Genomic DNA, 12,171 nt, shown 5'->3' with positions numbered 1-12,171 from the left:
CGTTGACTTGGTCATCTGATGCCCTTAGAGACCGGGCTTCGAAACGATTTGGCCCCGAATCCAACGGGATTTCTGGCCCACGACCCGGAGAAAAGCGATGAAGCGCACCTTTCAACCATCGAACCTGGTCCGCAAGCGGCGCCACGGCTTCCGCGCGCGCATGGCAACCAAAGCTGGCCGCAAGATCCTGAACGCACGGCGCGCACAGGGCCGGAAAAAGCTGAGCGCCTGATTGCAAGTGACTTAGTCGACGGGAACCGCCGCGGGCAACCGACGGCGGTTTTGTCGTTTCTGGGGATTGGCAAATGATACTGAACGGCCTCACCATCCTGTCAAAACGCAGCGACTTCCTGAAAGCCGCCCGCGCAGAACGTATCTCCACACCCGCCTTCACCCTGCAATACCGCCAGCGAGACCCGGACGACGCAACCGGCATCCGCGTCGGGTTTACCTGCTCCAAGAAAGTCGGCAACGCCGTCGCCCGCAATCGCGCCAAGCGGCGATTGCGCGAGGCTGCGCGCCTCACCCTGCCCGCACACGCACAATCCGGATTTGACTATGTCCTGATCGGCCGCAAAGACACCACCGCAGACCGCCTGTTCAAGGACCTCTGTACCGATCTGCAAAACGCGCTTGCCAAGGCCCACAACTGATGTCGCCTTTCGCGCATATCATTGCCTTACCCGTGCGGGCTTATCGGCTGATCTTCAGCCCCTGGGTCGGGTTCAATTGCCGCTATCACCCCACTTGTTCAGCCTACGCGTTGGAAGCTTTGGAAAAACACGGCGCTATCAAAGGCAGCTGGCTGGCAGCAAAACGCATCGGGCGGTGCCACCCATGGGGCGGCACGGGCATCGATAACGTGCCAAATAAGAAAGACGACTAGCTGCCTAGAATGGCCCGCACATACCCTTGGGTTTCGCGATAGGGCGGCACACCCCCAAAACGTTCAACCGCCTCCGGCCCGGCATTATAGGCCGCAAGCGCCAGTCTCCACGTCCCAAATCGACGGAATTGTTCGGCCAGATAACGCGCACCGCCTTCCAGGTTCTGCGAAGGATCACTTGGATCAACCCGCAAACTCTGCGCTGTGGCTGGCATCAACTGCGCCAGACCCAACGCGCCTTTTGGCGACTTTGCGCGCGGGTTCCAGCCGCTTTCCTGCTGCACCAGCCGCAAGAATAAATCCGGCGGCACGTCATGACGTGCCGCTGCCGCGCGGGCCAATTGCAAAAACTCGCCCCGATAGGTGCCATCATATTGCGGCACACTTCCCGGCGCGCCCGGCACCAGAATATCGCGTGGCTGCAGGCGAACGGAACTAGAGTATTGTTCGGCCGCGCGACCATCAAGAATTTCGGTCTGTGCCGAGAACAGCGACTTGCGCGCCTTCGAGGCGGCATCAGCCGCCAGGGCAGATCCGCTCGAGGCTACAACAAGCGCAAGTGCCGCACCGCCTAAACGGCACAATTTTCTGTCCCCCAACAAAGCCATCAGAAGAGACTATGTATTTTTTCCCCGAAATTCCAGTCAGGAGCGATTCATCCCCTGTAAACCATGTTGCGACAGGTATAGGTTCCCTGAAACAACATGGAATCGGCGGGAGGCAAGCATGGCAGGTTCGGTAAATAAGGTGATCCTGGTGGGCAACCTGGGGCGTGACCCCGAAGTGCGTACATTCCAGAACGGCGGCAAAGTCTGCAACCTGCGGATTGCCACATCTGAACGTTGGAAAGACCGTAGTTCAGGCGAGCAACGTGAACGCACAGAGTGGCACAGCGTGGCGATTTTCTCTGAACCGCTGGCCCGCACTGCCGAGCAATATCTGCGTAAAGGCTCAAAAGTGTATCTTGAGGGCCAGTTGGAAACGCGCAAATGGCAGGACCAGTCCGGCCAGGACCGCTATTCCACTGAAGTCGTGCTGCGACCTTACAATTCGACCATGGTCATGCTGGATGGTCGCTCTGGCGGCGGCGGTGATGGCGAAGGCGGCGGATACGGCGGCGATGATCGCGGTTATGGCGGTGGTGGCGATTTCGGTGGCAGCAGTGGTGGGTCGCGCAGCCCGGCCCCGGCCAACAACGATCTGGACGACGAGATTCCATTTTAAGTTTCCCGGACTGACGTCCGCGACCCAAGGGGGGCTTTGCCCCCCAGACCCCCCAAAGTATTTTTGAACAAGAGAAGTTCAGCTGCGCAGCGCGCAGTGCTGGGAATGATGGTCATGAATATTATTGGCCCAAAAATATCCTCGCCGAAGGCAGCGGGCACCTGCCCGCTTTTCCGATTTCGTATCGAAATCCGCATTCCTCAAAGAAGAACGAAATCAAAACGAACCGTTCGGGTCCACCGACGCAATACCGACGTCATACCGACGCGTTACAGGCAGGGTACTTTAGCGCGTTTCTAACGCCTCAGTCAGCGTATCTTTGACGACATCAGCGGGCACCTCACTGGTGACAAAAGCCTCGCCAATGCCGCGCGCCATGACAAACCGCAGGGTTCCGTCTACGACTTTTTTGTCTTGTCCCATCAGATCGATCAGGGAATCGGCACCGGGCAATTGCCCTTCAATATCAGACAGATCCGTCTTCATGCCCATAGTTTTCAGATGCGCCCGCACCCGGCTTGGGTCCTCCTGCGAACAAAAACCTGCCCGCGCCGACACCTCAAACGACAGCGCACAGCCAATTGCGACACCTTCCCCATGCAGCAGACGGTCCGAATACCCCGTTGCCGCTTCCAGCGCATGACAGAACGTATGTCCCAGGTTAAGCAACGCCCGGTCCCCCTGCTCGGTCTCGTCGCGCACCACGATATCGGCTTTCATCTGCACGGATATGCGCACGGCTTCCGCACTTAAATCCTTGTCGCCATTCAGCAATTCAGGCCCATTCTGCTCCAGCCAGGCAAAGAAATCCGCGTTGCCAAGCAGACCGTATTTCACGATTTCACCATAGCCGGCCAAAAAATCGCGTGGATTTAACGTATCCAGAGCGTCGATATCAGCCAGTACCAGTGAGGGTTGATGAAACGCGCCGATCAGGTTCTTGCCCGCTGTCGAATTGATGCCCGTCTTTCCACCCACAGAGCTATCGACCTGCGCCAGAAGCGATGTCGGTATTTGAACGAACCGCACCCCACGCCGCAAGATCGCCGCAGCAAACCCAACCAGATCACCAATGACGCCGCCGCCCAGCGCTATGACAACATCACTGCGCTCGACCCGCTCTGACAGCAACCATTCGGTTGCGCGGGTCAATCCATCCCAGCCCTTTGTTTTTTCACCAGCGGGCAGCACAAGGACTGCACAGGTAATGCCAACCGCTTCCAGGCCCGACCTCAACGATTCCAGGTGCAATTTGGCGACATTTTCTTCCGTAATTACAGCAACATGCTTGCGGCGAAGTAACGGCGCGACTGTCGCACCTGCGCGTTCCAACAAACCCTCGCCAATTCGGACATCATAGGCTCGCTCACCCAGGGGAACGTGCACAATAGTATCGCTCATTCCAGCTCCTCCAACACATCGGGGCGCTCCAATAATCGCTTCAAAACCCGGTCGGTCATTTGCTCTATCGAGTAATCAGGATGCGCATCCACAGCAATATCCGCCTTGGCATATTCAGGAACCCGCTGATCGTACAATGCAGCCAGACTGGCCCGGGGATTATCGGTAAGCAGCAATGGTCGAGTTTTCTTGTGTCGCACGCGCTGCCAGAGAAGTTCCAAATCTGCGCGGAGCCACACCGCAATACCATACTGCGAAATCGTGGCGCGGTTCCCTTCAAAAAGATAGGCTCCGCCACCCGTGGACAAAATGCCCTGTTCCGTCATCAACAACCTTTGAATAACCTGGCTTTCTTTCAGCCTGAAAAACGCCTCGCCATCACGTTCGAATATCTCAGCAATCGACATGCTCGAAGCGGCAATAATCTCGGCATCGCTATCAAGAAACGGCACATCCAACTGGCGCGCCAAAGCAATCCCGATGGCGGATTTTCCGGCCCCCATCATGCCCACAAGAGCGACAGTTTTTTTCAGCCGGAATGGCAAAACGGCAGCGTCCCGCTTATCTTTTCTAACATTGGTCCTGAATGGCGTGATCTTGCTGGAAAGACCAGTTATAAAATCGCCGAAGAACCGCACAATGCGGCAGTGGCTCTTATTGTAAGGGCCCGAGGCAGAAGGGTTTATTGGATGCTTAGGCTTTTGAAGCTCTTGTTCATTCTCGCGGTGCTGATAGCCGCGACAGTATTGGGGTATGCGTATCTGGGCGATTTGCGTCCCGATCAGCAGGATGTGAGCACTCCCGTTGAACTGGATGCAAATTAACCGCACGGCGCTTTCGGCGCTGTCACTTATTCTGGTGAGTTCATTTGCAAGCGGCCAATCGGCGGCAGACGAAAATGGTGCGCCGTTGTCGGCAATAGACTGGCTGTCGGATTCCATTTCGATCCCAGCGGCAACACCCAAAACAAAAGATGATATCCCTGCCGCAACTCATGTACCCGAAGTCATGGTCGCTCCTCTGGATGTACCGGTTGTCGATCGTTTCGGGTTGATCGATGCTCGCAATCTTGGTCTTCCGGCGAACCTTTGGGGCGGCAGTGCTGCCGGTGATCTGGCGACGCTTATTCACGCCATCCCTCCGGTCGAACAACCCAGCCTTCGCCATTTCCTTGCGTCATTACTTTTGGCCCGGCTTGATCCCCCTATTGATGCGATTGCCGATGACAGCTTGTTTCTGGCACGTCTCGATAAACTCCTTGATCTTGCTCAACTGGACGCGGCCCATAATCTGATCCAACAGGCGGGCGCACCTGAACCCAAACGATTTCGCCGGCAATTCGATATTGCACTACTCACAAGTACCGAAACCGAAGCCTGCCGAACCATCGAAACCACACCGGACTTATCGCCAACTTTTCCAGTGCGCATCTTCTGTCTTGCTCGAAACGGCGAGTTTGACGTAGCTGCACTTACTTTGGGCACCGCCGAGGCTTTGGGGATACTTTCGGAAGAAGAAGACCAGTTGTTACTGCACTTTTTAGACCCGGATCTGTTCGAAGACGATCCGATACCGCCCCCGCCGGCTCAGATATCTCCCCTTATGTTTCGTTTATACGAAGCTATTGGCGAGCGACCCACGACCGAAACGTTGCCAGTCGCTTTTGCCGCAGCGGATCTGGGGCAGACGGTAGGGTGGAAAGCGCGCTTGCGTGCTGCTGAAAGGCTGGCCTCGGTCGGAGCCTTAGCACCAGACCGCTTCAGGACCATCTTCACGGAAAGAAAACCGGCGGCATCCGGCGGCGTTTGGACGCGGGTCGCGGCCATTCAAGCGCTTGAACGAGCAATCCAAAAGAATGACAGCAATCGGATTATCGAAACACTCCCGCCCGCTTGGGATGCAGCAGTTAGTGGTGGATATGCACCGTCGTTGGCCTCCTGGTTTCTGGATGTCGCAAAATCGGCTGAAATCGAAACCCCTGCTCATCACGCACTTTTCGAGATTGCGGTAACCGGAGATGATCCAGATTTCGCGGCGCAGCTTGCCGCATCATCCATAGAAGACCAAACCGTTCTTGCTGTGCTTCGTGGTCGCCCGTTTGACATGCGTTCAACAACGCCTTTGGCTCAGGCGATCCGGCAAAGCCTGTCTGGGCTTCCTCCGGGCGAAACCTATCGAAGTTTCATGGATCAGGGACGCAATGGCGAGGCCTTACTGCTGGCAATAACTGCGCTGGCCGATGGGGTCGAAAGCGATCCGAATTCCATTCGCGATGCCCTGTCTTTTCTGAATGCGTTCGGACTTCAGGACTTGGCGCGTCGAACCGCCGTCGAGCTACTGTTAGAGGATTCGCGAATTTGACAGACAACCAGCGCATATCGACGTTTCTCGAGGCACAGGCCGCCGAGCTTGACGCCTCGGAAAACACGCTTCTGGCCTATGCCCGCGACCTAAAGGATTTTGCGGAATGGCGGACTAAGAACCATGGCGACATCCTAGGTGCCAGCCAGTCCGACATCGAAAGCTACTTGCTGTCTCTTGATGACGCCGGACTGGCACAGTCCACAAGGGCACGCCGCTTATCCGCAATTCGCCAGTTTTTTCGGTTCGCCTATGAAGAGGGTTGGCGCTCGGACAATCCCGCAATCAGACTAAAAGGCCCGCAGCGCGCAAAGCGTCTACCAAAGACATTGTCAGAATCAGAAGTGGACGCGCTATTGAACGCCGCCCGCACCCAAGGACGCGAATCGGATCTGGCGCGTAACACTTGTTTAATGGAATTACTTTATGCCACTGGAATGCGCGTAACCGAATTGGTTTCGTTGCCCGTTTCGGCGGCACGGGGCAATCCGAACATGCTATTGGTGCGCGGCAAAGGTGGAAAAGAACGGATGGTGCCCCTGTCGGGACCAGCGCGCGACGCAATTTCCCATTGGTTAATAAAGCGAGATCGAGACGAGGACTTCGCGCATAGTGAGAAAGGCGCTCCGCTTTCCAAGTTTCTTTTCCCGTCGCGAGGAAAATCGGGGCACCTAACCCGCCATCGATTCTATCTGCTGATCAAAGAATTTGCGGTCAAGGCAGGCATTTCACCCGACAAGGTCACGCCACACACATTGCGTCATGCTTTCGCAACCCACCTTTTGGCCCATGGTGCCGATCTTCGGGTTATCCAGACATTGCTTGGGCACGCCGACGTCGGAACGACAGAAATCTACACCCATGTTCTGGAAGAACGCTTGCGTGATCTGGTCATGGATCACCACCCGCTGGCCGACTCCTGACGCCGCAATCCCGGTGGAAGAACATCCTCGCTGGGCCAAATCCCACTCGTGATCGCTTCATGATACCCTTGGGTTAACCCTGCCAACTCCATAGCGCGACGGGCACCTTCAGCATCATAATTCAGACGTTCGAACACGACCTCGCCGTCAGTAAGCACAGCGTATCGCGTGGCTTGCCGTCCGTCGTGAGGTGGCAAGCCAATTGCTCCGGCATTGATCCAATGATGCTTGCCAATGTTTCGCTGAAACGCCATCCCCGAATGACCCGCCACAACACTATCAACTGACCCAATCACGCGCTCAAGTTGTTCTATTTCCTCAATAAAATATGACTCCTCCGAGTTGGACCACAAGAAGCGATTGACGGCAGTCACGCCACCGTGGATCACCGCGTACCGCCTTTGACCCTGCACAAAGACCCCAATGTCAGGCAGCCCCGCCATCCAGTCCAAATCGCTATGCTCCATTCGCGAAGCCGTATAGGGATACCAGCCCCGTGACAGCAGATCACAGGCGCTATCCGCTCCAAATCCGCAGCCGCAATCGTCGGCCCCCTCAGCCAACTGGCGTTCACAGTTCCCAGCAACAACCGACACCCCTGCCGAACGGATCGCCCGGACCGTTCCAACAGGGTCCGCAGCGTAGGCAACGACATCTCCTGTGCAGATCGCCGGTCGGCCGTCCAATGCTTCCAAAAACGCCTCTGCAGCCTGTCGATTCGAATACGGACCGCCAAAAAGCACCACAGGACCCTCAAAGTATCCGAAATCATTCACTTTCACTGCGTGTCTTCCCTTGATTGCAGCCGCCATGACCCCCATAACATGACAAAGCTCATGTTTGACACGCGCGATGGACCCCTCCTCACAACTGCTTGATACCGCGTTCTGGATTGTATCCGGGGCAATTATTGGACTTCTGGTCCTGTCCGCCTTCTTTTCCGGCTCGGAAACGGCGCTGACGGCGGCGTCGCGCGGCAAGCTCAAAGCCAAGGCCGAAAAGGGCTCGAAAGGTGCCGAGCGTGCGCTGGCAATAACTGAAGACAGTGAACGCCTCATCGGCGCCGTCTTGCTGGGCAATAACCTCGTTAATATTCTGGCCGCCTCTTTGGCCACTGCCCTGTTCACCCGGGTTTTTGGTGAAAGCGGCGTGGCCCTCGCTACGTTGGTCATGACCGCGCTTGTATTGGTCTTTGCAGAGGTTCTTCCAAAAACCTACGCAATCACCAATTCGGAACGTGCCGCGTCACTGGTGGCTGCCCCCATTCAGTTGGTGGTGGTCGTCTTCTCACCAGTCGCCAACTTCGTCCGCTTTTTGGTTCGCGGCATTCTTCGCTTGTTCGGCGTCCAAATAGATCCCGACAGCCTTATTATGTCCGCGCGCGAAGAAATCGCCGGGGCATTGCAACTTGGCCATTCGGAAGGCCTGTTCGAAAAAGAAGACCGTGACCGGTTGTTGGGCGCCTTGGATCTTGGCGAACGCACTGTAGACGAGATTATGCTTCATCGCAGCCAGATCGAGATGATTGATGCTGAATTGCCCCCGCAAGAGGTCTTGGAGGCCTGTCTGAACTCACCGCACTCGCGCTTGCCGATATACAGTGGACAACCTGAAAACATTGTCGGCGTCATGCACGCAAAGGACCTGTTGCGTGCCATGTATGCCCGCGCCCAACAGGGCGACACTTCGACCGATCCGCTTAAAGATTTCAACATCATGGCCGTCGCCATGAAACCTTACTTCGTGCCCGAAACAACTTCTCTGGACGACCAGATGCGCCAGTTTCTAAGGCGCTCCACGCATTTTGCGTTGGTAGTCGATGAATACGGTGCGCTCGAGGGTCTGATCACATTGGAAGACATCCTTGAAGAGATTGTCGGCGAAATTACTGATGAATTCGACGTCGATGAAGATCTACCATTGCGTCGCACGGAAACCGGTGACGTTGTTGTCGATGGTTCAATGACCATTCGCGATCTCAACCGCGCGACCGACTGGAATCTACCTGACGATGAAGCCAATACAATCGCCGGGCTGGTAATTCATGAAGCCCAGACCATTCCTAACGCAGGGCAGGTCTTCTCGTTTCATGGCTTCAGGTTCGAAATCCTCGAGAGGCAGGACAACCGGATTACCACTTTGAAAATCCGCAAGTTGATTATCAATGTTTCTCAAATGCAATAATAACATCGCCGATATGAATGCCGAATTTCTTAATGTAGGCGCGGTTCAACAGCCGGTCATCTGCCAATAACCACATCCAATCATCGAAAGTTACGCGGGTGGTTTCTACGGTACCGTCTGCAGAAGGTACTGGCAGGTCAATGGCGTATTGCCAATTAAACGTATCCCCGCGCTCGGTCCCCTCTGCCGTGCCAATCACACCTGGCGCAGTTCCCTGCCAAGTATTAGCGCCGGTTTTGACCAAGCTCCAAACACGCCGCTCGGTTGCGTCGTCCTCGTAAACGAAATCTTCAATCAGCGTCAGACGCTCACCGTCCCATGATCCATTAATCTCAACCTCAAACCGGCGGCGTACAGTTCCAAACACATCCTGAAACTGGCCATAGGCCACTGTTTCACCCTCGAAAAACTCTTCCAGGTTCAAATCGCGATCACTCAGCGCCGCATCATTCAGTGCGGGTTTTCCTGTGCAACCCGCCACCAGTATTGACGCCATCAATGCTATTGTTCTGAACATATCTCACCCTCCAACTAGTCTTACGAACAGCCACGCCGATCGGATGCTATCGTCTCTGAAATCTTGTGCGTTGCACCCAAACTGTCTAAGGCTCCCGCCATGCTTGATGTTGGCTCTGAAATTCACCCGCTGTTTCACGGCGCGCCACAAACAACCGAGTTTCGCAAATTGCGAAAGCGGATTATCCGCTACGTGCGTGAAGCCATCGACCAGTACGGAATGGTCGAACGTAACGCGCGCTGGCTGGTCTGCCTATCTGGCGGCAAAGACAGCTACACACTTCTTGCAGCACTTTATGAACTAAAGTGGCGCGGTCTCTTGCCAGTCGACATTCTGGCCTGCAATCTCGATCAGGGTCAGCCGGGATTTCCCGCAACCGTCCTTCCAGAATTTTTGGAACGCATGCAGGTACCGCACCGGATCGAATATCAGGACACGTATTCCATCGTCGTCGACAAAGTCCCGAAAGGCAGAACATATTGCGCGTTGTGCTCGCGTCTGAGGCGGGGAAATCTCTATCGGATCGCCCGCGAAGAGGGTTGCACAGCCGTCGTCTTGGGACACCATCGCGACGACATTCTTGAAACGTTCTTCATGAATCTGTTCCACGGCGGCCGCTTGTCCACGATGCCGCCCAAGCTGGTGAACGAAGAAGGTGATCTGTTTCTTTACCGGCCGCTCGCCCACGTGGCCGAAGCAGATTGCGAACGCTTTGCCAGGTCAATGAACTACCCGATCATCCCTTGCGACCTTTGCGGCAGCCAGGACGGGCTGCAGCGTCAGCAGGTGAAGCAAATTCTCGACCAGTGGGAAAAGAACAACCCCGGTCGCCGACAGGTCATGTTTCGCGCGCTCATGAACGCCCGGCCGTCGCACCTTTTGGATCCCAAGTTGTTTGATTTCAACGCACTGAGTGTCCAACCGCCAACAGAGTCCGAAACAGATCAAGCGCCGGAACCAAATTAACCAATCCTACAGTTTGGCGCTTTAGCCTGTCGAAGCGACACTAGGATTGGATAACTTCGTGTTGAATTCTATTCGACGGCCAGATTCCTTCTGGCTCAAAAAACATTTGTATTGGTTAGCTACCGGTTCCCGGCCATTTTTCGTTCTTCCGCTAATTTTCTTGGGCTGTCTTTGGTTTTTTGGGGAAAGCACGACAATCGCCATCACAGCCTGTCTGCCGATTATCGGTTTGATAATGGTGAACGCCATAAATTTGGTGAATCTTCGCGACGACGTGGATGTGACCACAGGGTTCAGCAATGCATCCGCAACCGCCAACTGGCTGGAACAAAAGGCGCTTCACCAGGGTGTCGCTGCACAGAATGTCGCCGTGCTGGCCATTTCAGTCGATGGACTTGGCTTACTCGAAGATCGCGTCAGCGGCCCAATTCAGGATGCGATTCTTACTGATCTCGCCAAACGGCTTCAAGATATGGTTCGACAGGGTGATCTCATAACGCGCGGGAAACGGTCGGATTTTCTGATTTGTGTTGCGGACATTGCCCCACCCAGAAACGAAGGACTGCTTCAGATGGCGCAGCGCATCCAGGCGTCCTTGGATACACCCTTTTCCAACGGTTCGGTGCAAGTTTACTGCACTGTATCCATTGGCATCGTGCGCCGCGGGCAAATGGAAAACCCAACACCAAACGAATTGATCCGCGCCTGCGAAGCTGCTGAGGCTAGTGCGCGCGAAGTAGGACCCGGCGCCATTCGCATGCACAAGTCGTCTTTCGCTCAGGTGCCTCGTTCTGACATGGATTTGGTCCATCAAATTGCTTCCGCCCTCGAGAACGGCGAAATCGTCGCTTGGTATCAACCGCAAGTCTCCACCGAGACTGGCGAGATATCCGGGTTCGAAGCGCTTGCGCGGTGGGAGCATCCGGATCGCGGCCTCATCTCGCCGGCAACTTTTTTAAGCTTGGTTGAAAAGTCGGGCCTATCGCAACGCTTGGCAGAAATCGTGCTTACCCATGCACTAAGTGCGCTGCGCGCCTGGGATACCTCGGGCCTGAACATCCCATCCGTCGCCGTCAACTTCGCGACAGAGGAACTTAGAAACCCACGCCTGCCGGATTTCCTGAATTGGGAACTCGACCGCCATAACATTAAGGCCAGCCGGTTAGGGGTCGAGGTTCTTGAGAATGTCATCGCCGAATCCCATGATGCGATGGTGGCGCGCAACTTGCGGACGCTGGCGTCGATGAATTGTCGTATTGACTTGGATGATTTCGGGACCGGCTTCACATCAATCTTGAATATTCGTCGTTTTTCGGTCTCGCGGATCAAAATTGATCGCCGACTGATATCGCGTCTGGATTGTGATCGGGATCAGCGTGATCTGGTGGCGGCATTGCTTGCTATGGCCGAAAGGCTGGGCATCGAAACACTTGGGGAAGGCGTCGAGACACCTGCAGAACACGCGATGTTGGCGCAACTTGGCTGCGATCACATCCAAGGCTACTGTCTGGCAAGGCCCATGCCGCTTGGTGACACACTCGCCTGGATTTCGAACCACCGCGCCAACGTTTCCGCCCAGAATTCGTTCCAACTTCCACTGCCAACAAAAAACCGCGCGCCATAAGCTCCTCTAGTTTTTGCGGGAAATGGCAGCCGGTTTCTTCTCATTTCGCACTTTCTTGCCTGAGTTGCTGGAAAAACAAGTTCAC

Annotated in this window: 14 protein-coding genes; 9 read left to right on the top strand and 5 right to left on the bottom strand. The window is 55.4% G+C overall.

Going from position 1 to position 12,171, the window contains the following annotated elements:
• Positions 1-97 precede the first annotated feature (97 nt).
• From rpmH to yidD, 3 genes are all read left to right on the top strand, one after another.
• Positions 98-232 (top strand): 50S ribosomal protein L34, encoded by a 135-nt coding sequence (gene rpmH / locus GKR98_00775; protein ID QMU56869.1) that lies wholly within the window; start codon positions 98-100, stop codon positions 230-232.
• A 73-nt stretch (positions 233-305) separates the two neighbouring features.
• Entirely contained in the window at positions 306-653 is a 348-nt protein-coding gene (gene rnpA, locus GKR98_00770; GenBank protein QMU56868.1) for a ribonuclease P protein component, read from the top strand.
• Entirely contained in the window at positions 653-886 is a 234-nt protein-coding gene (yidD, locus tag GKR98_00765) for a membrane protein insertion efficiency factor YidD (protein ID QMU56867.1), read from the top strand. The genes rnpA and yidD overlap by 1 nt, the downstream gene beginning before the upstream one ends.
• Here the strand turns inward: yidD and GKR98_00760 are convergent.
• Positions 883-1,494 carry a transglycosylase SLT domain-containing protein gene (locus GKR98_00760; protein QMU56866.1) on the bottom strand — a complete coding sequence of 204 codons (612 nt, stop codon included), beginning with the start codon at positions 1,492-1,494 and terminating at the stop codon, positions 883-885. The two genes, yidD and GKR98_00760, sit on opposite strands and share 4 nt — an antisense overlap.
• Before the next feature lie 118 nt (positions 1,495-1,612).
• On the opposite strand from GKR98_00760, the gene ssb reads away from it, so the two are divergent.
• On the top strand, positions 1,613-2,110 hold the full coding sequence (gene ssb, locus GKR98_00755; protein QMU56865.1) for a single-stranded DNA-binding protein: 498 nt from the start codon (positions 1,613-1,615) through the stop codon (positions 2,108-2,110).
• A 285-nt stretch (positions 2,111-2,395) separates the two neighbouring features.
• On the opposite strand, the gene GKR98_00750 is transcribed toward ssb, so the two are convergent.
• Entirely contained in the window at positions 2,396-3,511 is a 1,116-nt protein-coding gene (locus tag GKR98_00750) for a 3-dehydroquinate synthase (protein QMU56864.1), read from the bottom strand.
• On the bottom strand, positions 3,508-4,107 hold the full coding sequence (locus tag GKR98_00745; protein QMU59918.1) for a shikimate kinase: 600 nt from the start codon (positions 4,105-4,107) through the stop codon (positions 3,508-3,510). Before GKR98_00745 ends, GKR98_00750 begins: the two co-directional genes overlap by 4 nt.
• A 217-nt stretch (positions 4,108-4,324) precedes the next feature.
• On the opposite strand from GKR98_00745, the gene GKR98_00740 reads away from it, so the two are divergent.
• Complete coding sequence (locus GKR98_00740; protein ID QMU56863.1) at positions 4,325-5,872, top strand: hypothetical protein; 1,548 nt, start codon at positions 4,325-4,327, stop codon at positions 5,870-5,872.
• Positions 5,869-6,795: a tyrosine recombinase gene (locus GKR98_00735; GenBank protein QMU56862.1), complete on the top strand. Its 927-nt coding sequence runs from the start codon at positions 5,869-5,871 to the stop codon at positions 6,793-6,795. Before GKR98_00740 ends, GKR98_00735 begins: the two co-directional genes overlap by 4 nt.
• Here GKR98_00735 and GKR98_00730 read toward each other — a convergent pair.
• Entirely contained in the window at positions 6,771-7,616 is an 846-nt protein-coding gene (locus GKR98_00730; protein QMU56861.1) for a metallophosphoesterase, read from the bottom strand. The two genes, GKR98_00735 and GKR98_00730, sit on opposite strands and share 25 nt — an antisense overlap.
• 31 nt (positions 7,617-7,647) lie before the next feature.
• Between GKR98_00730 and GKR98_00725 the strand changes: the two genes are divergently transcribed.
• On the top strand, positions 7,648-8,979 hold the full coding sequence (locus GKR98_00725) for a DUF21 domain-containing protein (GenBank protein QMU56860.1): 1,332 nt from the start codon (positions 7,648-7,650) through the stop codon (positions 8,977-8,979).
• Here the strand turns inward: GKR98_00725 and GKR98_00720 are convergent.
• Positions 8,957-9,496, bottom strand: coding sequence for a DUF3833 family protein (locus tag GKR98_00720; GenBank protein QMU56859.1), 540 nt, complete (start codon positions 9,494-9,496; stop codon positions 8,957-8,959). The two genes, GKR98_00725 and GKR98_00720, sit on opposite strands and share 23 nt — an antisense overlap.
• Before the next feature lie 99 nt (positions 9,497-9,595).
• On the opposite strand from GKR98_00720, the gene ttcA reads away from it, so the two are divergent.
• Both ttcA and GKR98_00710 read left to right on the top strand, forming a co-directional pair.
• Positions 9,596-10,462 (top strand): tRNA 2-thiocytidine(32) synthetase TtcA, encoded by an 867-nt coding sequence (gene ttcA, locus GKR98_00715; protein ID QMU56858.1) that lies wholly within the window; start codon positions 9,596-9,598, stop codon positions 10,460-10,462.
• Between the two features lie 160 nt (positions 10,463-10,622).
• Positions 10,623-12,086, top strand: coding sequence for an EAL domain-containing protein (locus GKR98_00710; GenBank protein ID QMU56857.1), 1,464 nt, complete (start codon positions 10,623-10,625; stop codon positions 12,084-12,086).
• The last annotated feature ends 85 nt before the right edge of the window (positions 12,087-12,171 follow it).

The sequence above is a fragment of the Boseongicola sp. genome (assembly GCA_014075275.1).
Lineage (GTDB): Bacteria > Pseudomonadota > Alphaproteobacteria > Rhodobacterales > Rhodobacteraceae.
The sequence above is the reverse complement of the archived record's forward strand: the minus strand, read 5'-3'. Positions and strand labels throughout refer to the sequence as shown.